General features: G+C 70.7%; 19 protein-coding genes and 2 pseudogenes. 7 read left to right on the forward strand and 14 right to left on the reverse strand.

Annotated features, from left to right (window positions below):
- Nucleotides 1-837: 837 nt before the first annotated feature.
- The 3 genes from MOTC310_RS18960 to MOTC310_RS18970 all read right to left on the reverse strand — a co-directional run bounded on the left by MOTC310_RS18960 (nt 838) and on the right by MOTC310_RS18970 (nt 2,490).
- A complete protein-coding gene (locus MOTC310_RS18960; protein WP_331302927.1) occupies nt 838-1,143 on the reverse strand; it encodes a hypothetical protein in 306 nt (101 codons plus the stop codon).
- Between the two features lie 360 nt (nt 1,144-1,503).
- Nucleotides 1,504-1,737: a hypothetical protein gene (locus MOTC310_RS18965; protein WP_331302928.1), complete on the reverse strand. Its 234-nt coding sequence runs from the start codon at nt 1,735-1,737 to the stop codon at nt 1,504-1,506.
- A 438-nt stretch (nt 1,738-2,175) separates the two neighbouring features.
- Nucleotides 2,176-2,490 carry a hypothetical protein gene (locus MOTC310_RS18970; RefSeq protein WP_331294769.1) on the reverse strand — a complete coding sequence of 105 codons (315 nt, stop codon included), beginning with the start codon at nt 2,488-2,490 and terminating at the stop codon, nt 2,176-2,178.
- 84 nt (nt 2,491-2,574) lie between these two features.
- On the opposite strand from MOTC310_RS18970, the gene MOTC310_RS32980 reads away from it, so the two are divergent.
- Together MOTC310_RS32980 and MOTC310_RS32985 are read left to right on the forward strand one after the other, a co-directional pair.
- Complete coding sequence (locus MOTC310_RS32980; RefSeq protein WP_473753939.1) at nt 2,575-3,054, forward strand: Y-family DNA polymerase; 480 nt, start codon at nt 2,575-2,577, stop codon at nt 3,052-3,054.
- A 10-nt stretch (nt 3,055-3,064) separates the two neighbouring features.
- Nucleotides 3,065-3,328, forward strand: a complete 264-nt coding sequence (locus MOTC310_RS32985) for a hypothetical protein (RefSeq protein WP_473753940.1) — start codon at nt 3,065-3,067, stop codon at nt 3,326-3,328.
- A gap of 534 nt (nt 3,329-3,862) precedes the next feature.
- On the opposite strand, the gene MOTC310_RS18980 is transcribed toward MOTC310_RS32985, so the two are convergent.
- Nucleotides 3,863-4,054, reverse strand: coding sequence for a hypothetical protein (locus MOTC310_RS18980; protein ID WP_331294770.1), 192 nt, complete (start codon nt 4,052-4,054; stop codon nt 3,863-3,865).
- Between the two features lie 277 nt (nt 4,055-4,331).
- Between MOTC310_RS18980 and MOTC310_RS18985 the strand changes: the two are divergent.
- A pseudogene (locus MOTC310_RS18985) lies at nt 4,332-4,837 on the forward strand (type 2 periplasmic-binding domain-containing protein); the annotation flags it as partial.
- A 469-nt stretch (nt 4,838-5,306) separates the two neighbouring features.
- Here the strand turns inward: MOTC310_RS18985 and MOTC310_RS18990 are convergent.
- Nucleotides 5,307-5,984: pseudogene (locus MOTC310_RS18990) on the reverse strand (TCP-1/cpn60 chaperonin family protein); the annotation flags it as partial.
- Nucleotides 5,985-6,396: 412 nt separating this feature from the next.
- On the opposite strand from MOTC310_RS18990, the gene MOTC310_RS19000 reads away from it, so the two are divergent.
- Nucleotides 6,397-7,290: an HpcH/HpaI aldolase/citrate lyase family protein gene (locus MOTC310_RS19000; protein ID WP_331290177.1), complete on the forward strand. Its 894-nt coding sequence runs from the start codon at nt 6,397-6,399 to the stop codon at nt 7,288-7,290.
- A gap of 102 nt (nt 7,291-7,392) precedes the next feature.
- Here MOTC310_RS19000 and MOTC310_RS19005 read toward each other — a convergent pair whose 3' ends face one another.
- The 4 genes from MOTC310_RS19005 to MOTC310_RS19020 form a co-directional block, all read right to left on the reverse strand.
- Nucleotides 7,393-7,689, reverse strand: coding sequence for a hypothetical protein (locus tag MOTC310_RS19005; RefSeq protein WP_331302929.1), 297 nt, complete (start codon nt 7,687-7,689; stop codon nt 7,393-7,395).
- Complete coding sequence (locus MOTC310_RS19010; RefSeq protein WP_331302930.1) at nt 7,686-9,983, reverse strand: FdhF/YdeP family oxidoreductase; 2,298 nt, start codon at nt 9,981-9,983, stop codon at nt 7,686-7,688. The genes MOTC310_RS19005 and MOTC310_RS19010 overlap by 4 nt, the downstream gene beginning before the upstream one ends.
- Before the next feature lie 273 nt (nt 9,984-10,256).
- On the reverse strand, nt 10,257-11,333 hold the full coding sequence (locus MOTC310_RS19015) for a quinone-dependent dihydroorotate dehydrogenase (RefSeq protein ID WP_331302931.1): 1,077 nt from the start codon (nt 11,331-11,333) through the stop codon (nt 10,257-10,259).
- Nucleotides 11,330-11,680 (reverse strand): DUF952 domain-containing protein, encoded by a 351-nt coding sequence (locus MOTC310_RS19020; RefSeq protein ID WP_331302932.1) that lies wholly within the window; start codon nt 11,678-11,680, stop codon nt 11,330-11,332. The genes MOTC310_RS19015 and MOTC310_RS19020 overlap by 4 nt, the downstream gene beginning before the upstream one ends.
- Before the next feature lie 316 nt (nt 11,681-11,996).
- Here MOTC310_RS19020 and MOTC310_RS19025 point away from each other — a divergent pair, with 316 nt between their 5' ends.
- The 3 genes from MOTC310_RS19025 (at nt 11,997) to MOTC310_RS19035 (ending at nt 14,954) form a co-directional block, all read left to right on the forward strand.
- On the forward strand, nt 11,997-12,629 hold the full coding sequence (locus MOTC310_RS19025; protein WP_012317556.1) for a S24 family peptidase: 633 nt from the start codon (nt 11,997-11,999) through the stop codon (nt 12,627-12,629).
- Between the two features lie 108 nt (nt 12,630-12,737).
- Nucleotides 12,738-13,835: a two-component system sensor histidine kinase NtrB gene (locus MOTC310_RS19030; protein WP_331302933.1), complete on the forward strand. Its 1,098-nt coding sequence runs from the start codon at nt 12,738-12,740 to the stop codon at nt 13,833-13,835.
- A gap of 144 nt (nt 13,836-13,979) precedes the next feature.
- Nucleotides 13,980-14,954: a TIM44-like domain-containing protein gene (locus tag MOTC310_RS19035; RefSeq protein ID WP_331302934.1), complete on the forward strand. Its 975-nt coding sequence runs from the start codon at nt 13,980-13,982 to the stop codon at nt 14,952-14,954.
- 43 nt (nt 14,955-14,997) lie between these two features.
- On the opposite strand, the gene rsmA is transcribed toward MOTC310_RS19035, so the two are convergent.
- The 5 genes from rsmA to lptF all read right to left on the reverse strand — a co-directional run bounded on the left by rsmA (nt 14,998) and on the right by lptF (nt 22,024).
- Complete coding sequence (gene rsmA, locus MOTC310_RS19040) at nt 14,998-15,876, reverse strand: 16S rRNA (adenine(1518)-N(6)/adenine(1519)-N(6))-dimethyltransferase RsmA (RefSeq protein WP_331302935.1); 879 nt, start codon at nt 15,874-15,876, stop codon at nt 14,998-15,000.
- Nucleotides 15,877-15,886: 10 nt separating this feature from the next.
- Complete coding sequence (gene pdxA / locus MOTC310_RS19045; RefSeq protein WP_331302936.1) at nt 15,887-16,999, reverse strand: 4-hydroxythreonine-4-phosphate dehydrogenase PdxA; 1,113 nt, start codon at nt 16,997-16,999, stop codon at nt 15,887-15,889.
- Nucleotides 17,000-17,109: 110 nt separating this feature from the next.
- A complete protein-coding gene (locus MOTC310_RS19050; protein ID WP_331290168.1) occupies nt 17,110-19,689 on the reverse strand; it encodes an LPS-assembly protein LptD in 2,580 nt (859 codons plus the stop codon).
- Nucleotides 19,690-19,766: 77 nt separating this feature from the next.
- The gene (gene lptG / locus MOTC310_RS19055; RefSeq protein ID WP_331290319.1) at nt 19,767-20,855 is read right to left on the reverse strand and encodes an LPS export ABC transporter permease LptG; all 1,089 of its coding nucleotides are present in this window, start codon (nt 20,853-20,855) and stop codon (nt 19,767-19,769) included.
- A gap of 8 nt (nt 20,856-20,863) precedes the next feature.
- Nucleotides 20,864-22,024, reverse strand: coding sequence for an LPS export ABC transporter permease LptF (gene lptF / locus MOTC310_RS19060; RefSeq protein ID WP_331302937.1), 1,161 nt, complete (start codon nt 22,022-22,024; stop codon nt 20,864-20,866).
- Nucleotides 22,025-22,027: the final 3 nt, after the last annotated feature.

Genomic DNA, 22,027 nt, shown 5'->3' on the forward strand with positions numbered 1-22,027 from the left:
ACAAGTTTGTCCGCCCTGCCTTCGTCCGATCCGAACTGCTTTACCGGAGCGGTGACGAGCCCTTGGAGCGGCTTCGGCCGCGCCAAGCCGAAGCCGATCGGGGAGCACAGCCGGGCTTGCTCGGTGCTGCAGGTGGTCGAGCGCATCGACAGCCTGGCCGCGATCGGGGCTGGCCGATGCGATGTGCGGCACGCCATCTCCGAGCACATTCACTGCGTCAGTGGCCAAGCGATAGTCTCGCAGGCGTTGCGCATGTGGAGCGCCCAGACGGCTCGATGCATCCCGTCCGTCGCACCGCGCCCGTCGTGGCAGAACCCACGCTCTACGAGCGCCAGAGACAATCGTCGCGCCGCCTGACTGAGGCGGGAGATCGTCCACCCGCCCAGGAAAGCCCCACCCGGGTCGGATTCGGGCAATACACCGACAACCGCGTGCGGCCGCACGCGTCCTTGGGCTATCGGTCGCTCACGCCGGTCACCTGCCTGGATCCCGCCTTCGGGCGACCGCCGGCAGGCGCCATGTAGTCGCTTCCTAGTCGGCCCGGTTCTAAGGACCGGTTAGCTCAGCCCGTGACGCGACTTCGCCCGATGCGCCGATCGGACCGTCGCTCGTCTGGACAAGGCGCGGGAAGGTACGGATTGAAGGCACCGTTCGTGGATCAGCCCCCGTCCTGATCGCCTCACGCGCCCGGACAAGGCGCCGCTCGCGCAGGCGGGTGTGGGCTCGCTGAGCCGAATTCGGCCGTTGCCCCTCCAGAAGAGCGGACAGCCTGTCGATCACGGGGGCGGGGGCCTTCCAGGGATCGGCTCCCGTGGCCGGCCGGCTCAGACGGGGCGTTCACGCCGACGGGGCGGCCCCGGGCGCATCGACCCGCAACGACTCCGGAGCGGGATTGAACGAGAGGTCGTCGGTGAAGGGCGAAGTCCGCCCCAGATCGGCACGGTCGCCGAGCACCCGGCGCGCCGACAGGATCTTCTGGAATGCCTGCCGCCCGGCGCCGGCATTGCGTGCCAGATCTTCCAGCCGGCGCAGCTTCTCGACCGTCAGGGCAGTCGCCGCTTCAGCCGAGGTCGGGCCGTTGCTCACGAGTTGCAGAACCAGCCAGGCCGTGTGGTCGTCCAAGTCGATCGGATCTTCGCTCATGGCGACTGGCCCCGTCGAACGTCATCGTCGTTGCGGACATATGCCGCTGAACAGAGCATTTCATCAGCCTATTGAAACAATATAGCTGCCGACTATACTGTGTGCGGTTTCCGACTGTTCCGATGCGTCTCGGCGCTGGCCCGGCCACTGCCCATCCGCGCGGAGCTCAGCGCAGCCACGATGCCGCGGATGGTCAGGAGCCGGCACAGCTCTGTTCCAGGGCGCGGTTTTCCATGAGCCTGCCCCGCACCGGACGCCCGGCTTCGATCTCTACGGGGTAGACGGAACTGCGATCACGGGAGCGATGTAGCACCCCCCCGGCCCTCGCCGCGCCAGAGCCGGTCGCCGGGTGAGGAAAGCCTACCGGGTGATGCGCTGCGGTGAGATCGGAGCACGCGCCGGACAGGTCTCTTCGATCGCCTCGTCCAGCAACGCGTCCTGACGCTGCCTCAGATCTTCGCCAGCGCGCCGCGGCTCCGGCAAGGCTTCCGCAGCCCGATCGGTCTTGAACGGACCGCTTGAACGGACCTCGTCCTCGCGATCGGCCTCGATCTTCGGGCCGGAAGAAGAGGGATTCGGATGGGAGCTCGCCACCAGACGCATCCTGCGGCTTGAAGTTACCAACGCCTGCGGGGACCGGTTGTTCGGGCCGTTATCGGTCGCTCGAGGCGCCTCGGCCGAGGGGCGGCACCGTCGGCCAGACCTCAGAGGATCCCGTCCGCCTGGTCATGAGCGGGCTCAGCAGCGGTGCCCCGCGGTTTCGTGTCGAGAACCCGCGATTGACCAAGAACGCGGCACGTGAAGCGCCGGCTCGTTGACGCGGACTTGCCGAACAACGGGTCGAAGCCGCGCGACGTCGATCGGCTGCGCCGGCAATCCGAGACCCTTCGCGGCCTCCACCCGGGCGGCGATCTCCTCGATCGCCGCGACGCGGCTCTCGCAGCCGTAGTCCGACAGGTGGAGGTGGAAACCCTTGAAGACGAAGCGGGCGCCGCCCTGAGCGGGCCGGCGAAGCCCCCCTCTCACACAGGTTCAAGGCGAGGGGGCGTCGCGTGTCAGCTCACGGACGAACATCTCGGCCTGATCGATGAGCAGGTTCATATGAGCCACGCTGTTGCTCATCTGGCCGATCAACTCCGCGGTGAGCTTGGTCAGCTGGGTCTCGGCACTCGGCTGCACGCTTTGCAGTTTGGCGATCTGGGCGTTCAGCTCGGTCCGTCTCTGACGCAGCACGTTCAGGAGCACGCCGATCCGCTCCGCGACCAGATCCGCGGTGAGCTCGTCCGTCCCTGCGACGACGGCGGTCTCGCCGTCCTCGGGGCGAAGTGGGATGATCGTTCCGGTCATGGCGACTTGGTCTTGCCTCGGGGAGAAGCGGTTTAGGCCGTGACACATTCCTCAGGCTGACCGGCGCCGGCGATGAACGCTCGGATGGCTGAATTTCGCATCGCGCCCGATCCGGCCGCCGGCACGCCGATCGACGGCAACAGCTTCTACTGCTCGTGCGAGCGCGTGTTCGACTCGAAGCTTGCCGCCGTGCCGGCGATCGTGCTCACGAACACCGACGGCTGCGCCTTCGCCCGAACCGCCGAGGCCGAGGCGCTTGGCATCGAGACGGGCGACCCGTACTTCGAGATCTGCGCCCTGTGCCGCCGCCGAGGCGCGCGGGTCGAGCTCGCCCGGGACCTGCGCGCCACGGCGCGGGGCCGGACCGGGATCCCGACCTGCCTCGGGATCGGCGCGACCAAGACGCGGACCGGGCTCGCCGGCCACATCGCCAAGAGCGTTCCGGCTCGATGGCGTACGCGACGATCTTCTATGACACGAGCGAGCACGACCGGGGCGAGCCGATGCGCTCGGTCTCGACCACACTGCGCCTGCATGAGCACAGCTCCGACACGCCGATCCTGATCCGGGCGGGGTGGCGCGGACCTGGCGCGAGCCGGGTACGCGGCCGGCGCGGTATGCGAGAACCGGGATCGTCACGAAGGATCTCGTGCCGCTGTCGCGCAGCCCGCGGCCGCTGATCAACGCGCTGGACCGCGAGCGATCGGGCCCGTCGATGGCGGCGCTGGGGCCGGGGCGCGCCGGGCCGGCGAGCCGGCGCGACTGGAACACGAAGTTGGAGATGCGCACGCCGCGCCACACGAGGCCGGTTGGGGAGCTGCCGGTGGCCTGTGCCTGAATGCGAGCGCGCGGGCTGCGACCCATACGGGGACGGCGGTCCCGATCAAGTCTTCGGCCTGCGCGGCGGATCCACCTGTGGCCGAAGAGCCGTGAGGCAGCGGCGTCGCGTCGGGGCCGATACTGACGCTTCGGTTTGTCTCGACCGCGAGCGAGGCCAATGGAGGAAAACGGTCAGGTTGACCTTGGATCTCTGGCCTCTTCGTCATCGAAGACGAGGAAGGCTTCGAGGGCTTCATCGCGGAGGGGTGAGGCCGAACCTGCGCCGATGAGCGGGTCCTCAGCTCTGAGCGCCTCTGTCTCCCCAATGCAGCACTCGATCTCCGGGACAGCCGAGATACGACAGGGCCAGGATGCCGCCGCGAGGGCCCGATCGGGACGCGGCACTCACCATTGCCGCCGGGATGCGAACGGAGGCGCAGAGCCCGGCAGGCTTGGGGCCTCCTGGAGACCCGGGTCGCGGCCGGAGCGGCGGCTCGGGGGAGAACACTGACGCGGGGCCGTCTGGCGCTCGGTTCGCGGCTCCAGCCGCATCTCAGTGCGGTCGCGATCCGTGGCGATGATAGAGGTTGAACAACAGGAGGACGCTGATCGCGGCCGCATTGACGCACAGGGCCCAACCGTAGCTCGCGATGTGGTGCCATCCGGGCGAGTAGTCGATGGCGCCGCTTCCGAGAAGCGAGCCGAAAACGGCCGCAGCGGCAAAAAGGCAAGCGAATGCAAGCATAGACCGCCTCCGATCCGGAGTTTTTCACCCAGTCGGCTCGCGCCGGCAAGCGAATGCTTTCACTTTACCCGTCATGGAGCGCGGCTTCAATAGCTCTGACGGCGAGGTTCGGGATGCATTGCCGAACTTCTCTTGTATTGCCTTGGCGCGAGAGCAGCATAATGAGTTCATAATGCGCGTCAGCCGATGGTGGCAGCCTCGAACGTCGCGAACTTCGACGGCCTACGAGAGGGTCCGACGCCAAGTTGCCGCGCAGCCGATCATCGTCGGCAAGGGGCCGCTGCTCGACGCCTCCACCGCTCAGAGCGGCGTCACAGGGAACACGGTCTTCGTGGAGAAGGGGCTTGCCCAGCGGGTCGGCGCCGAGGGCGCGCGCTCGTCCGCGGACGTCATCATGACGGTCGATATCGGCAATCTCGTTGACCTCGTCGATCGCGACCTGACCCAGCCGGTGCGCTCGCCGGCGCTCGAAGCGCCGGTGCCTGTGCCCTTACGCGACGCGGACGGACGCTGGTTCACCCTCTCGATGCGCGCGTGCTCTACGCCGACACGGGCCTGACCGATCTGGCGGCCGCGACCTACGAAGCGCTCGCCGATCCGCGATGGAAGTGCGAGGTGTGCCTGCGTTCGGGCCAGCATCCCGACAACACCGCCTTGATCTCGGCCTTCCTCGTCCGCCACGGCGCGGAGAAGACGGAGGCCCGGCTGCGGAGCGTGAAGGACAACCTCGCCCGCGAGGCCACAGGCGGCGACCGGGACGTCGCCCGCGACATCGGGGCCGATCGGCGCGCGGAACCTACGAGGATGGTGCCGTCGCCGCCCTGCTCATCGTGATGATCGGCCTCGTCCCGGTCACGCTTCTCCTGAAGCTCGACCGGACCGTGATCCGGCCATGAGGGTCTGTCGGGGATCGGCCGACCCTCCGCACGGGGCGCCGCAGGCCGACCCCGCACGCATCCGCGACAGCGACGTCCGTTCCGGATGTCCACGCCCTCTATGTCGGCCACGCGCGCTCGGCGCTGCGCATCCGAAGTTTCGTCGATGCTCTCGCCGCCCGCGCGACAGTGGATGGGTAACATCGTCGCGATGGAACAACCCACGCCCGTTGCATCACGTCTATAAAAATCGACGTCGTCGCGCGAGTACGCGCAGATCTTCGATCCGGTTCGGACTTGAGCGAGACGATGTTCGGCAAAGAAAAGGGGCCGCCTCTCGGCGACCCCCTTCCGTGGTCTCGACGGGTGGCGCGGACTTAGAAGTCCATGCCGCCCATGCCGCCGCCCGGCATCGCCGGCGCGGGGCTGTCCTTCTTCGGCGCGTCGGCGACCATCGCCTCGGTGGTCACCAGCAGGCCGGCGACCGAGGCCGCGTCCTGCAGGGCGGTGCGCACCACCTTGGCCGGGTCGACGATGCCGGCCTGGATCATGTCGACGTACTCTTCGGTCTGGGCGTTGAAGCCGAAGGTCTCCGAGGAGGTGTTGTCGGTGATCTTGCCGACCACGATCGAGCCTTCCACGCCCGCGTTCTGCGCGATCTGGCGCAGCGGAGCCTCGAGCGCCTTCAGCACGATCTTGATGCCGGCCTGCACGTCCGGGATCTCGGACTTCAGCTCGGCGACCGCCTTCTTGGCGCGCAGCAGCGCGGTGCCGCCGCCCGGGACGATGCCTTCCTCGACCGCCGCGCGGGTGGCGTTCAGCGCGTCGTCGACGCGGTCCTTCTTCTCCTTCACCTCGACCTCGGTCGCGCCGCCGACGCGGATCACCGCGACGCCGCCCGCGAGCTTGGCCAGACGCTCCTGCAGCTTCTCACGGTCGTAGTCCGAGGTGGTCTCCTCGATCTGCGCCTTGATCTGCGCGATGCGGCCCTCGATGTCGGACTTCTCGCCGACGCCGTCGATGATCGTGGTGTTCTCCTTCTCGATNGGCGGACGTGCCGGCGCCCGCGCTCCGACGAGTTCCCGACGAAGCCGCCGACCACGGCCCCCGCGACGGCGCCGATCGGGCCGCCGACCAGCGCCCCGGCGACCGCGCCGGAGCCGACGCCGAGGGTGGTCCGGCTCTGGGCCCGGGCCGCCTCGGGTGCAGCCAATGTCCCGAGCAAGGCGAGGGTGACCAAGACTTTGCGCATCGTAGAGATTCCGGACCCCGAGAATTGGTTTCGTCCGGCCTTTAAGCGGCGGAACATGACCAAACCGCGGCTTCGATCTGCGGAGCGGCGCCACGGTATCAAACCGTGCGGGGACTCACCCGCCCCGACCTTTGGGGTGTGGCGCGGCCGGCCTCGTGCTTTAGGGTGCAGCGCAACGACGGGAGGCCGCGCGACGGCCCAGGAGGGAGAAGCCGATGGCGACGACGACCGATCTGCGCCTGCGCCGGAGCGTGCTGTACATGCCCGGCTCGAACCAGCGGGCGCTCGACAAGGCCAAGACTCTTCCGGTCGACAGCATCATCCTTGACCTCGAGGATGCCGTCGGCCCGGAGGAGAAGGAGATCGCCCGCGAGCAGGTCTGCGCCGCCGTGAAGAGCGGTTCGTACGGCAGCCGGGAGCTGATCATCCGCGTCAACGCCCCCCAGACACCCTGGGGTGAGGCGGATCTCCACGCCGCCATCGAGGCCAAGCCCGACGCGATCCTGATGCCGAAGGTCTCGTCCCCCGCGGTTCTGGAGAGCATCGCCGACCGCCTCGAATCCCTCGACGCGCCCGACGGCATCGCGATCTGGGCGATGATCGAGACCCCGGCCTCGATCCTCAACATCCAGGAGATCGCCCGGGCGAAGCGCGACCCGCGCAACCGGCTGACCTGCCTCGTCCTCGGGACCAACGACCTCGCCAAGGACACCTGGGCCAAGATCGTCCCCGGCCGCGTGCCGATGCTGCCCTGGATGATGATGGCGCTCGCCGCCGCCCGGGCGGAGGGCTTGGCCATCCTCGACGGCGTCTACAACGATATCGCCGACACCGAGGGCTGCCGGGACGAGTGCCGGCAGGCCCGCGACCTCGGCTTCGACGGCAAGACCCTGATCCACCCGACGCAGCTGGAGCCCGCCAACACCTCCTTCGCGCCGACCGAGGAGGAGGTGCGCAGGGCCAAGCTGGTGATCGAGGCGTTCGAGCGCCCGGAATACGCCAAGCGCGGCGCGATCAAGCTGGAGGGCCGGCTCTACGAGCGGCAGCATCTCGGCGTGAACCGCCGGGCGGTCACCTGGGCCGAGGCGATCAAGGCGAAGGGATTCTGAGCGCGGCTCCGTCCGACGTCCGCGCGCCCGTCCTCGCGAGCGGAGCGAAGCAATCCGGGGCAGCGCCACATCCTGATCCATTGGCTGCCCCGGGTCACGTCGCTACGCGCGTGGTGAGGGCACCGAAGGTCCTAGATCGGAGGTCGTGTAGCGCGTCCGCTGGGTGCGCCCGTCGCGCGCCGTGACGGCGACGAGCCCAGCTTCCTCCAGGCCGGCGAGGGCGCGCAGCACGAGGGCGTGCTCCACCCCGAAGGTGCGGGCGAAGGCGCGGCTGTCGCCCGGCAGGCCGAGATCCAGCGCCGCCAGGAGACCCGCCGACAGCGGGTCGAGATCGGGCCGGGCGGCCGACACCCGGTCGAGGGCGGCGACGAACGCCGCCTCGTCGGGTTCGGCGCTCACGCGGCGGCGCGCGCCTGCAGGGTGACCAGCACCGACTTGGAGGTCGGCGTGTCGCTCTTCTCGCCGAAGGTCGAGAGCGGCACCAGGACGTTCAGCTCGGGGTAGTAGCCCGCGAGCGAGCCGCGCGGCATGTCGAAGGGCACGAGGCGGAAATCCTCGGCCCGGCGGGTGATGCCGTCGTCGTGCGTGCCGAGAATGTCGACGCGCTCGCCGAGCCGGTCGCGGATCTCCGCGAGGTCGTCCGGATGGGCGAAGACCACGCGGCGCTCGCCGTAGACGCCGCGGTACCGGTCGTCGAGGCCGTAGATCGTGGTGTTGTACTGGTCGTGGCTGCGGAACGTCTGCAGCACGTAGGTGTCGCGGGTCTTCCGGGCGGCTTGGTGGTCGGTCTCGGCCGGGAGGGCGTCGGCCGAGAAGTTGGCCCGGCCGCTGGCCGTGTCGAACACCCGCTCGGCGGCGAGGTTGCGCAGCATGAAGCCGCGCGGCTTGCGCACCCGGCTGTTGTAGCCGGTGAAACCCGGGATCGTGGCGGCGATCGCCTCGCGGATCCGGTCGTAATCGGCGGCGAACCCGGCCCAGTCGATGGCGGCGGAGCCGACGGTGGCCTGCGCCATGCCGGCGATGATGGCGATCTCGGAGCGCAGCTCCTTCGAGGCCGGCTTGTTGATGCCGCCCGACCCGTGGACCATGCTCATCGAATCCTCGACGGTCACGATCTGGATCTTGCCCTCGGCGCCCCGGTCGATCTCGGTGCGGCCGAGGCAGGGCAGCAGGTAGCCGACCGCGCCGGGCACCAGATGGGCGTGGTTGAGCTTGGTGGCGATGTGCACGGTGAGCCGGCACGAGGCCAGCGCCTGCGCCACCACCGGCGTGTCCGGCGTCGCCCGCAGGAAGTTGCCGCCGAGCCCGATGAAAGCCTTCGCCGTACCGTCGCGCATGGCGCGGATCGCCGCCAGCACGTTGTGGCCGTGCCGGCGCGGCATGGCGAGGCCGAAATGCTGCTCCAGGGAATCCAGGAAGGCGGCGGCGGGGCGCTCGTTGATGCCGACCGTGCGGTCGCCCTGCACGTTGGAATGGCCGCGGACCGGGCAGAGGCCCGCGCCCGGCCGGCCGATATGGCCGCGCAGGAACAGCAGGTTGGCGATCTCCCGGATCGTCGCCACCGAGTGCTTGTGCTGGGTCACGCCCATCGCCCAGGTGGCGATCACCCGCTGCGCGCCGAGATAGACGTCCGCCATGGCGGCGATCTCGTCCATCGTGAGGCCCGACTGGTCGAGGATCGCGTCCCAGGACGTCGCCGCGACGGCGGCGCGGTACGCCTCCAGCCCGGCGGTGTGGTGCTCCAGGAAGGCGCGGTCGAGGAGCGAGGGCCGGCCGGCCGCCAGCGCCTCGGCGTCGCGGGCGAACACGACCTTGGCGATGCCCCGGAACGCCGCCATATCGCCGCCCGAGCGCGGCTGCAGGTAGTGGCTGGCGATGGGGCGGCTCGAACCGCGCAGCATCTCGACGGTGTTCTGCGGGTCGGCGAACCGCTCGAGGCCGCGCTCGCGGACGGGGTTCAGCACCACGACCTTAGCGCCGCGCTCGGCCGCCCGGCGCAGGTCGCCGAGCATGCGCGGATGGTTGGTGCCGGGATTCTGGCCGACGCAGAAGATCGCGTCCGCCTTCTCGAAATCCTCCAGCAGGACCGTGCCCTTGCCGATGCCGATCGCGTCAATCAGCGCGACGCCGCTGGCCTCGTGGCACATGTTCGAGCAGTCGGGGAAGTTGTTGGTCCCGTAGGCGCGGGCGAAGAGCTGGTACAGGTAGGCCGCCTCGTTGGAGGCGCGGCCCGAGGTGTAGAACTCGGCCTGATCCGGATGGTCGAGCCCGCGCAGGGTCGCGCCGATCTCCGCGAAGGCCTCGTCCCAGCTCACCGGCAGGTAGCGGTCGCTCGCCGCGTCGTAGCGCATCGGGTGCGTCAGGCGGCCCTGGCCCTCCAGGGCGTAGTCGCTCCAGCCGCGCAGCTCGGTCAGCGTGTGCTTGGCGAAGAAGGACGGCTTCGTGCGCTTGTCGGTGGCCTCCCAGGAGACCGCCTTCACGCCGTTCTCGCAGAACTCGAAGGACGAGCCGTGCTCCGGGTCGCCCCAGGCGCAGCCGGGGCAGTCGAACCCGTCGGGCTGGTTCGCCTTCAGCAGCGCGCGGGCGCCGGTGAGAGGCGCGCGGCTGCCGAGCAGGTGCTTGCCGCAGCTCTTCAGAGCACCCCAGCCGCCGGCGGCGGAGGAGCGCTTGGTGGACCCTTCAGACTGGGCCATGAACCGTCCTGGATTGGCTGACGCGATGTGTCTCGCAACCGCGAGATAAGCGCCTCTCCAGGGCGCTCACAATGGCGTGCCGGCGCAGGCCCCTCATGCGCGGGGCACAGGCTAAGCTCCGGCTCTGCAAAGCCTTTCTAAACTGGGACACGAAAAAATTTAGCCGCTCCGCCGGCGGCAACGCGCCTTGTCGCGATCGGCGGCGGCGCCACGGCGCGCGGCGACACCGGGGCGGCGACCGATGCGGTGCAGGAACGCCCGCGCCGCGTTCGCTCAGTCGCCGCGGGCGAGATCCACGGCGTCGCGCCCGACAGCCTCCCGGAGCGAGCCGATCCCGGCCTCGTTAATGCGCCGCAGGAGGCCGTCCTTGATGCGCCCGACCAGGCCCGGGCCCTCGTAGACCAGCGCCGAGTAGAGCTGCACGAGGCTCGCCCCGGCCCGGATCTTGGTCCAGGCCGCCTCGGCCGAATCCACGCCGCCGACCCCAACGAGGGGCAGCGCGTCCCCGACGCGCAGGCGCGTCTGGGCGAGCATCCGGGTCGCCGGACCGAAGAGCGGCCGCCCCGAGAGGCCGCCGGTCTCCCGGGCGAGACCCTGCTCGCGCAGGCTCGCCGGGCGGGCCACCGTGGTGTTGGACACGACGAGGGCCTGGACCCCGCGCCGCCGCGCCGTGGCGCAGACCGCGTCGAGGGCGTCGAGCGCCATGTCGGGGGCGATCTTGAGGAGGATCGCCGCGCCGGCGCCGGCCGCGTCCCGGGCCTCGACCGTCCGGGCGAGCAGTTCGTCGAGGAAGGCCTCGCCCTGGAGGTCGCGCAGGCCCGGCGTGTTGGGCGACGAGACGTTGACGGTGACGAAGTCGACGAGCGGCGCGAGGGCGGCGGTGCAGGCGGCGTAGTCGGCGAGGCGGTCGGCCGACTCCTTGTTCGCGCCGATATTGACGCCGACGATACCGGGCCGGCCCTTTCGGGCGCGCAGCCGGTCGGCCACCACCTGGACCCCCTCGCTGTTGAGGCCGAAGCGGTTGATCACCGCGCGGTCGGCGGCGAGACGGAACACCCGCGGCCGCGGGTTGCCGGGCTGCGGCCGCGGCACGACCCCGCCGACCTCGACGAAGCCGAAGCCGAGGCCCAGCAGCGCGTCGGGAACGCGCGCGCCCTTGTCGAAGCCCGCCGCGAGGCCGACGGGGTTGGGGAAGCGGCGGCCGAGCAGGTCGACGGCGAGCCGCGGGTCGTCCGCCGGCCGGCCGCCCTCGGGCAGGAGCGCCAGCGCGCGCAGCGTCAGGTCGTGCGCGCGCTCCGCATCCAGGCGATGGAGCAGCGGCCGGACGAGGGGGAAGGCGGCCTCGATCATGCCGGCCGGATCCCGCTCGGGAGGACGTGACGCCCGTCGGCGCTCAGCGGCATTTCGTCCACCGCGACCACGGCGGAGAGCCGCAGCGGGCCGTAGAGGTGCGGGAACAGGTCGCCGCCGCGGGAGGGTTCGTAGCGCAGGGCGTCGCCGAGCGCGTCGGCCTCGACCGCGACGAGGAGCAGGTCGTCCTGCCCGGCGAAGTGCCGCGAAGCCGTCTCGGCGACCTGGGCGGCCGTGGAGAAGTGGATGAAGCCGTCCTGGCGATCGACCGGCGCCCCCGTGAACCGGCCCACGGCCTCGGCCTCGCGCCACAGGGCGCGCGGACAGATCTTGTAGATGAGCGGCATCGAAGCTCCCCGGAAACGACGCTGCGATAGAGGCGCCGGGCGCCGGCGGCAACCGCGATGCGCCCGGCCCGATTCGAGGAACGATTGCAATCTGCCGCCTGTAGTTCTACTTTCCTACGACTAGGCTGGACGTCACACAGCCCTGACCGGACCGGCAGAGCCGATCCGGAAAGTGAATTGTCAAGTATCTCCGCGCGTACCCGGCGGGTGTCGAACGGACCCGGTGGGTGAACCGTCTCCGTGCCTCCGAGGCAGCCGGATCCCGGCTGGTGAGACGGGGGTGCCGGCCCGCTCAGGGTGAGCTTCCGAGCCCGCTATGCTGTCGCACGAGCAGATCTGGAACGCCATCGACCGGCTCGCAGAGCGCCACGGCTACTCGGCCTCCGGGCTCGCGCGCCGCGCCGGCCTCGACGCGACCAGCTTCAACCGGTCGAAGCGCGTCGGCGCCGACGGCCGCAAGCGCTGGCCGTCCACGGAATCCGTGTCGAAGGTCCTGGCCGCCACCGGGTCGAGCCTCGACGAGTTCCTGCGGCTCATCGAGGCGCGGGAGATCCCCGCCCGCACCATGGTCCCGCTGATCGGCCTGACCCAGGCCGGCGCCGGGCGCCTGTTCACTGACGAGGGCATGCCCACCGGCGGCGCCGGCTGGGAGGAGATCGAGTTTCCGGACCTCGGGGAGGAGCGGGCCTTCGCGCTGGAGATCCAGGGCGATTCCATGCTGCCGCTGTTCCGGGACGGCGATGTCCTGATCGTGTCGCCCACGGCCAGCGTCCGCAAGGGCGACCGCGTCGTGGTCCGCCTGCACGGCGGCGAGGTCCTGGCCAAGGAGCTCCGTCGGCGCACCGCCCGGACCGTGGAACTGGCCTCCCTGAACCCCGAGCACGAGGACCGGGTCCTGAACCTCGGCGAAGTGGCCTGGATGGCCCGGGTGATGTGGGTGCGCCAGTAGGGGTTGCCCGCGCGGATCCACGCGCGGATCCACGCTTGGCCGTGAGGCCGTTCATCGTTATCGCTGGCCCGTCGCGGACCTTCCGCATCCGCTGAGCGCGAACGCAGCATGGCGCAGCCCGGGACGGATCACAGCGCGGCCGAAGGCGGGCCGCTGGCGGGCGAGACCCGCACGCTCCTCGACGCGCTGCCGACGCCCAGTCTCCTGCTCGATCCGCAGGGCCGTGTCCGCCACGCCAATCCCGCGCTCGAGCTGCTGGCCGGCTACCCGGCGGAGCGGCTCGTCACGCAGGGACTCGACCTGATCCTGGCGCAGCGGACGACGCCGCTCGACACCGCCGGCACCGAGCCCCAGGAATTCCTCGCCGCCCGCTCGGACGGGACGAGCTTCTGGGCCCGGCTTGAGACGGCTCTCCTGCCCGGGACCCCGTTCCGCATCGGCCAGATCCGCGACGAGACGGCTCGGCGAGAGGCCGAGGGCGCGCTCGCGCTCTCCCGCCAGCGGGAGGCGCTCGGGCTCCTCACCAACAGCGTCGCCCACGAGTTCAACAACTTCCTGCAGATCCTGATCGGCTACATCGACGGCCTCAAGCGCCGGCTCGGCGACCGGCAGGAGCCGTTCGTCCAGCGCGCGATCGCCCGCTCGGCCGACGCCACCGAGCGCGCGGCGATCCTGACCCGGCACCTGCTCGCCTATTCCCGCCGCATCGCCCCGGACGTCCGCGCGGTCGACCTCGACGCGATCGTGGCCGACCTCGCCAAGCGCCTCGAACCCGATCTGCCGCCGGGGATCCGCCTCACCGTCGCGGCGACGCCGGGCCTGCCGCGGGCGATCAGCAATCCGACGCAGATCGAGTTCGCCCTGCGGCATCTCGTCGCCAACGCCTGCGAGGCCATGCCATCGGGCGGCACCCTGACCCTGTCGACCTTCCGGGTGGATCCCGGCGACCGGTCGCTTCAGCAGCCGGGCCAGGGCAGCGTCGGGATCGCGGTCGGCGATACCGGGCAGGGGATGTCGCCCGAGATGCTCGCCCGGGCGCTCGCGCCGTTCCAGACCAGCCACGAGGCGGGGCGCGGCGCCGGCCTCGCGATCGTGCACGGGCTGATGAAGCGCCAGAACGGAACCATCACCCTCGACAGCCGGAGCGGGGAGGGAACGCAGGTGCGCCTCTCCTTCCCGGCCGCCCCCGACCGGACCCTCCATTAGCGCGATTCCGCCCCCGGAGGCGGGGCGAACCGGCGGAAAACGTCGTTCCGGCGCCGCCGGGAAGGACTAAAACCGCAGCCAGACCGTTCCCATATCGTCACTGGCGCTCCGCGCCGCCCGGTTCTCGTCCTCTGAGGCGTGTACATGTTTACTGAGATTTCGCGCCGCCGGCGTGTGGCCGCCCTCCTGGCGCTGGCCGCTGCGCTGACCGTCGCGGCACCCGTCGCGGAAGCCCGTCCGGGCGGCGGCGGGTCCTTCGGCTCCCGCGGCTCGCGCACCTACACGGCGCCCTCCGCCACGCCGACCGCCCCGGGCGGCGGCATGACGATGCAGCGCTCGCAGACCGCGCCGTCCCCCGGCATGGGCAGCCCCGGCATGCAGGCTCCCGCCGCGCCGGGCCGCCGGTTCGGCGGCGGCTTCTTCGCGGGCCTGCTCGGCGCCGGCCTGCTCGGCGCGCTGCTCGGAGGCGGCTTCTTCGGCGGCCTCGGCGGCCTCGCCTCGATGATCGGCCTGCTGTTCCAGGTCGGGCTCGTGGTGCTGGTCGTGATGCTGGCCCTGCGCTTCTTCCGCCGCCGGAACGAGCCGGCGGGCGCCGGTGCCCCCTACGCCCGGTCGTCGCTCGACGGTCAGCCGGGCGCCCGCGGCCCGATGGGCGGTGCTCCGGGCGGCCCCGCTCCCGGCGGCATGTTCGGCGGTGGGCAGCGCCCGCCGCAGACCCGCCCGGTGCAGATCGGCCCGGCCGATTACCAGGCCTTCGAGCGCCTGCTCGGCGACATCCAGGACGCCTATTCCCGCGAGGACCGGGTGACCCTTGGCAACCTGTCGACCCCCGAGATGATGGGCTACTTCGACGAGGAGCTGCGCGGCAACGCGGCCCGCGGCGTGGTGAACAAGATCTCGGACGTGAAGCTGCTGCAGGGCGACCTCGCGGAGGCCTGGGGCGAGGACCGCACCGACTACGCGACCGTGGCCATGCGCTACGCCCTCAAGGACGTGATGGTCGAGCGCGCGAGCGGCCGGGTCGTCTCCACGGACTCGTCCGAGGCGACGGAGCTCTGGACCTTCCTGCGCCAGCCCGGCCGCGGCTGGGTGCTCTCGGCGATCCAGCAGACCCGCTGATCCGATTGCGCTCCGGCCTCCGGGCCGGAGCGCCGACGCTCTCTCAGGCCGGCGTCCCCATCGGGGCGCCGGCCTTTCTGTGCGCGTCCCAGCGGTTGGCGAGATCGACGAACCCGGACACCGGGATCTCCTCGGCCCGCGCGGTCTCGGACAGGCCGGCGGCGGCCAGCAGGGCACCGGCCTCGGGCGTCAGCGCCTTGAGGCTCTGGCGCAGCATCTTCCGGCGCTGGCCGAAGGCGGCCCGGGTGACCGCCTCCAGCGCGCCGGCGCGGCAGGGCAGCGGTCGCGCGCGGGGCACCAGCCGGACCACGCTCGAGGTGACTTTCGGCGGCGGCACGAAGGCCGAGGGGCTCACGTCGAACAGGATCTCGGCCTCGGTGCGCCAGCCGCAGAGGACGCCGAGCCGGCCGTAATCGGCGCGCTCCTCCGGGCCGGCGACGATCCGCTCGGCGACCTCCCGCTGGAACATCAGCACGGCCTGATCCCACCAGGGCGGCCAGGCCTCGCCGTCGAGCCAGCCGGTGAGCAGGGCGGTGCCGACATTGTAGGGCAGGTTGGCGACGATCCGCGCCGGGGCATCGCCCACCAGCGGCCGCGGGTCGAAGGCGAGGGCGTCGGCGTCGACCACCTCGAGGCGGCCGGGATAATGGGCGGCGATCTCGGCGAGCGCCGGCAGGGCGCGCGGGTCGCGCTCGATCGCCACCACGCGATCGGCCCCCTCGGCGAGGAGCGCGCGCGTGAGACCACCCGGCCCCGGCCCGACCTCCACCACGGTCACCCCCGCGAGGGGACCGGCCGCCCGTGCGATCCGCCCGGTCAGGTTCAGGTCGTAGAGGAAGTTCTGGCCGAGCGCCTTCTTCGGCTCCAGGCCGTGGCGGGCGACGACCTCGCGCAGCGGCGGAAGCCCGTCCCCGGCGCTCATGCTACCACCGTCACAGCTCGTCCTCGGGGTCGAAATGGCGCGCGCCCGCGGGCCGGGGCCGGCCGGCATAGACGCTGAACGGGATGATCTCGGCCCCGCCGGGCGGCTCGCCCAGCGCGGCGTTGGCGGCCAGCCGGTCGGCGAGGCGCAGGGCCGCCACGAGGCTGTCGGGGCGGGCAATGCCCTGGCCGGCGATGTCGAAGGCCGTGCCGTGGTCCGGGGAGGTGCGCACGAAGGGCAGGCCGAGGGTGACGTTCACGCCGTCGTCGAACGCGATCGTCTTGATCGGGATCAGGGCCTGGTCGTGCGTGGGCGCCAGGGCGACGTCGTAGGTCTCCCGGGCGCGGGCGTGGAACAGGGTGTCGGCGGGGAGCGGCCCGCGGATGTCGATGCCCTGCGTCCGCAACCGCGCCACCGCGGGGGCGAGGACGTCGCGATCCTCGTGGCCGATCGTGCCGGCCTCGCCCGCGTGCGGGTTCAGGCCGGCGAGGACCAGGCGCGGCTCGGGCAGGCCGAACCGCTCCCGCAGGTCGCGGGCGACGATCGTCGCGGTCTCCTCGACGAGCTCCTGGGTGAGCAGGTCCGGCACGTCCTTCAGCGGCACGTGGATCGTCACCGGCACCACCGAGAGCCCGGCGCTCCAGATCATCATCACCGGCCGGGGCGGCGTCCGGCCCGGCGGCACCGAGAGGGCGGCCAGGAACTCGGTGTGGCCGGGATGGGCGAAGCCCGTGCGGGTCAGCACGAACTTGGCGATCGGGTTGGTCACCACCGCGCCCGCGCGCCCGGCCTTCACGAACTCCACCGCCGCCGTGATCGACTCGATGGTCGCGCCGGCGTTGACGGAATCCGGCACGCCGGGCTCGGCGGCGACGCGCGCGCCGCTCGGCAGGGGCACCACCGGCAGGGCGCGCGGAAACACCTCGGCGGCCGTCTCGGGATCGACCTCGGCCACCGGCACGGGGCGGTCGAGGCGATGGGCGAGGCGCTCGACGAAGTCGGGATCCGCCACCAGGAAGAACGGCGGCAGCGGGTCCGCGCCGCCCCGCCCGAGCCACGCGCTGAGCGCCAGCTCCGGACCGATGCCGGCGGGATCTCCGAGGGTGAGGGCGAGGGGCGGCATGGGCGCTCTATAGCGCTCGCGCGGCGCGGGCGCATCCTCGGCGCGTCGGGACGAAGGGCGGGATCGGGTCCGATGAGGCGCCGAACCGGCGATCCGCCGGTCCCGGTCCCTCAACGGATGGAGGCGATGCCGTCCGCGGTTGTGGCGGTGCCGACGTTCTGGCGCAGGTCGGCCTCGCCCAGAGTCTTCAGCTCGACCCGCAGCAGCACCGTCTGATTGCGCTCGCGCACGCCCGTCGCGGTGGCGATCGGCGAGTTGATGTAGTTCAGCGAGACGGTGGTGCACTCGTCCTGGTAGCCGCCGCCGAAGCTCGCGCCCGACAGGTAGAAGCGGCCGGGGTTCTGGTAGAGCGGAACGGTGCCGATCGGGTTCGCGAGGTACGAGGTCAGCGCGTCCGTGTAGGTGTTGCGGACGTCGAGGTAGTGGGTCAGGTCGACCAGCAGCGAGCCCGAGACGAACCAGTTCGGCGTGATGTTGTAGGTCGCGGTGGCGGTGATGCCCTCGCGGTAGTGGCTGTAGCCGAGCAGCGGCTGCGCCTCGTAGTACGAGTAGAAGGCCGAGACGGTCAGCGGCAGGAACGGCGCGAACCGCGCCGTCGCGCCGGTCTCGAACCGCGCCACGTGGAAGTCGGACTGGTTGAACCGGGCGCGGCTGATGAACGTGATGTTCTGGTTCGGCGAGACCTGGAAGCGGCCGACGAAGTCCGACCGCTGCGTCTCGAGCCCGGAATCCAGGCCGACATTGGCGATGTCGCCGCGGCGGAACGAGTTGACGCCCGCGAGCTGGATCGACTCGCCGAACAGGATATTGGCGTACCAGCCGGACGGCGTCACGACGGAGTACTGGCCGCCGAGGTTGGTGCGCACGCCGCCCTCGACCCGGTCGTAGCCCGAGAACTTGTCCCACTCGAACAGCGAGGTGTCGTCGAAGACGAGGCTCTGCGCGTCCTCGTTGGGCAGGCGGCCGATCCGGGTCTCGGAGGGGCGCGCGATGATCTGGCCGATCGGCTCCAGGGTGTGGACGCCGAGCGCGCCGAAATTGGCGACGAACGGGTAGCGGTAGTCGAGGCCGACCGCCGGCATGACCCGGCCGGCGAAGCCGTCGTCGATCTTCGCCACCTGCGGCGCGAGGTCGTTCTGGTAGCCGGAGAAGCTCGGATTTGTGAAGAACGCGTCGGTGCGGAGATACGCGAACGGCGTGAACTTCTGGCCCCAATCGTCGATGAAGCTGCGGCGCCAGGACAGCTCCGCGGAGGCGCGGGTGTTGGTCCCGGCGAGCCCGTCGATGGCGCACAGGCCGCGCTGGAAGACCGTGCAGGTCTGGTAGAGCGGGAAGCTCACGCCGTTGACGCTCGGCGAGAACAGGTAGCTCGAGGTCCGCGGCAGGCCCTGGTACTGGGTGGTCTCGCGGGTCAGGCTGGTGATGTTCGCCTGGAAGCGCACCTCGCCGCCGATCTCCGACGGGCCGTTGATCCGCTTGTCGTAGTCGATCACCGGCGCGACGATCGGCTGCTGCTTCTGCCAGTCGAAGCTCGACAGGCCCTTGAAGTAGTAGCCCCGCGCCTCGAACCACGACCGGTCGCCCTGGCCGATCAGGAATGCGGTCGAGGTCGCCTCACGGAAATAGTCCGTGGTGATGTTCTGGTTGCGGATCCGGTAATTGTCGAGGAACCACTTGTCGGTGACGCCGACGAGGTCCCAGCCCGTGCGCCAGCGCGGGTTGATGTAGAACCGGCCCTGCGATTCGACCGAGCCGCGGAAGTCGCGCTCGCCGGCGCCCAGCGGGCTCGGGAGGAAGGCCGAGGGCGTCGTCTGCGAGATGCCCGACAGGCGGATGTTGTAGAAGCCGTTGTCGATCCGCTGGCGGAACTCGCCCTGCGCAAGTAGGCCCTGCCGGCTGAGCAGGGTCGGCGTCAGCGTCAGGTCGTAATTCGGCGCGAGGTTGATGAAGTACGGGAGCGACACGCCGTTGCCGAGCGCGGTCGTCGTGACGAAGCGCGGCGTCAGGAAGCCGGTCTTGCGCTTCACCGTCGGGTCCGGCGCCTCGAAATACGGCAGGTAGGCCACCGGGATCCCGGCGATCTCGAGCGTCGACTCGTCGAAGTAGACCGTGTGGGTCTCGTTGTCGTGGATGATCTTCTTCGCCTTGATCTGCCACAGCGGCGGCGTCTCAGGGTTGTCCTTGCACGGCTCGCAGGCCGTGTAGCTGCCGGACTCGAAGCTGGTCTGCTCGCCGTTCAGGCGCTCGGCCCGCGGCGCGGAGAACCGGGTGCGCACGGTCTCGAACTTCCGCTGCACCGTCTGCTGGCCGCGGAAGGCGTCGACGAAGCCGGTCTTGAAGTCGTCGGTGAGCTCCATGCGCGCGCCGGTCACGACGCCGCCATCGGCCTCGGTGAGGCGGACATTGCCCTCGGCGAAGACCCGGCCGGAATTCCGGTCGTAGCGCACCCGGTCGGCCTGCAGGGTCCGCGGGCCGTAATGCAGCTCGGCATTGCCCCGCGCCGTCACGGTGCCGTGGTCGTTGTCGTAGATCAGCTCGTCGGCCTCGACGAGGAGCTTGTCGCCGGGCTTGCCGGCCGTCACGGCGGGCAGGCCCTGGGCATGGGCGGACAGGCCGCCGGCCAGCGGCGCGGCGAGCGCCAGCACGGTCCGGAAACCAGCCTTCCGCAGGATGTCGGTGACCTTACGCAACGCGCGTCCCAACCCCTGTGACGTCTGCCGCCACCAACCTCAACACCCGTCTCCCGTCCCGCGAAGGATCGCGGATGTCAGCCGTCTTCCTGGTACAGAAGCGTGAGCGTACCGAGAAGACTGCCTACCACGGCCGGGAACCAGGCCGCCACCGGTGCGGCGACGAGTCCGGACGCTCCGAGCCCCTCCATGACCTGTCGGACCACGTAGAGGGCGAAGCCGGCCGCGACGCCACCGAGGACGAGTTTGCCGACACCACCAAAGCGGAAGAACCGTAAGGAAACGGTTGCGGCGACGAGGACCATGGCCACGAACAGCACCGGACGCGCCCACAGGACATCGTACTGGAGACGGTAGCGGGTGGCGTCCAAACCGGCCCGCTCGGTCCGCGCGATGGTTGTGGGAAGTTGCCAGAAAGGCACAGATTCCGGGGGGGTGAACCCCTGGCGCACCTGCGCGGGGTCGAGGTTCGACGCGATCAGGTAGGTGTCGAACGACTCGGGCGGTGCGTCCGGTGTGAGAACGCGCACATCGGAGAGTTCCCAGTAGCCGTCGTGGAGCGTGGCGCGGGCCGCGACGAGCTGCTCGGCGAACTTGCCGGCACCGTCGAAGGTGAAGACCGACACGCCCGCCAGCGTGGTCGTGCCCTCGATGGCGGTCTCGGCGCGGAGGATCGCCTCGCCGTCGAGGCCCTTCTGGCGGATCCAGAGGTCCTTGCCCGAGCTCGCCCTGGTGGCTTTGGCGAAGATCTTCGCCTCGATCTCGGTGGAGCGCTGCTTCAGCAGCGCCGAGACCGGATTGTAGACGCCGACCGCGACCGCGCCGAGAGCGAGGGCCACGAAGAAGCCGGGCTGCAGGAACTGCCAAGCCGAGATCCCGGCCGCGCGGGCGACGACCAGCTCCAGCTTGCGCGAGAGCTGGAGCAGGGCCGCCATGGAGCCGAACAGGACCGCGAAGGGGAGGACGCCCTCCGCCACCGCGGGGGTGCGGTAGAGCGAGAGCTGCGCCATCAGCCCCGCGGAGGCCCCCTGGGCCTCGCCGGCGCGGCGGAGCAGCTCGACGAAGTCGAGGGTGTAGACCAGCGCGAACACGGTCACGAACACGCCGAGCACCGTGCGGAGGAAACGGGCGGCGAAGTACCGCCCGAGGGTGGGGCCAATCAGCATCATCGGCGTCAGGCCGCCGGCGCGAGGCGCGGGCCGCGGAACCGGCCGCGGACGGAGCGGGCCAGGGCGGCGTTCAACGCGCGCACCCGCGGCCCGTAGAAGATCAGCAGGCTCGACAGGAGGATCGCGAGCAGCGGCACGCCGTAGACAGCCAGGACCGCAGCGGGGCTGCGCGCGGCGGCGCTGACCGCCGCGAAGCCGCCGATGCGCAGGGCCACGACGGCGACGATCGCGCCGGCGACCGCGACGCCGCGCCCCTGCCGGGTCGTGCGGGGATCGCCGAGGGCCGCGAAGGCGATGAAGACCAGGGCCAGCGGGTAGAGGCAGGCGGAGAGCCGGTCGTGCAGCTCGGCCCGGAACCGGCCCTTCTGGAGCTTGTAGTAGCCCTCGGTCGTGTCGGGGAACAGGAGCTGCGCCGTCGAGCGCTCGCGCGGCTTGTAGATCGTGTCGGAATCCGGGGGCGCGAAGGCCGCGAGGTCGATCGTGTAGCGCTCGAAGGTCAGGATCGAGGAATCGCGCGAGTCCTTCTGCTGCTGGTGGACGCTGCCGTTCTCCAGGATCAGGTAACTCTGGCCGTCGACGTCGACCGCGTTGCCGCGCTCGGCGAGGTAGACCTTGGTCTTCCCGGCCTCGCGCCGGTCCTGGATGAACAGCCCCTTGAGGGTGCCTCCCGGTCCCCGCTCGCGGAAATGGAAGGTGATGCCGTTGTCGAGCTGGGTGAACTGCCCTTCCTTGACGACGTTCGCGATGAAGTCGCCCCGGACCCGGGTGATGACGTCGCGCAGCTCCTGGAAGCTCGCGGGCATCACCACCACGACCAGGAAACCCACCAGGAAGCTGACGAACAGCGCCAGGGTGAGGAAGGGCCGCAGGAGCGCGCGCGGCGGCATCCCGGCCGCCGACATGACGATCAGCTCCGAGTCGCCGTTCAACTTGTTGAGGGCGTAGATCGTGCCGATGAACAGGGCGACGGGGGCGATGACCACGACCAGGGTCGGCAGCGACAGGCCCGTGACGAACAGGAAGACCAGCAGCGTCTGACCCTTGGCGGTCACGAGATCGAGCTCGCGCAGGGCCTGCGTCAGCCAGATGGTGCCCGTGAGCCCGATCAGGCAGGCGAGGGTGGCGCCCAGGGCGATCCGAAAGATGTAGCGCTCGATCTGCCTCATCGG

This window comes from Methylobacterium oryzae (genome assembly GCF_036441375.1).
GTDB lineage: Bacteria > Pseudomonadota > Alphaproteobacteria > Rhizobiales > Beijerinckiaceae > Methylobacterium > Methylobacterium oryzae_A.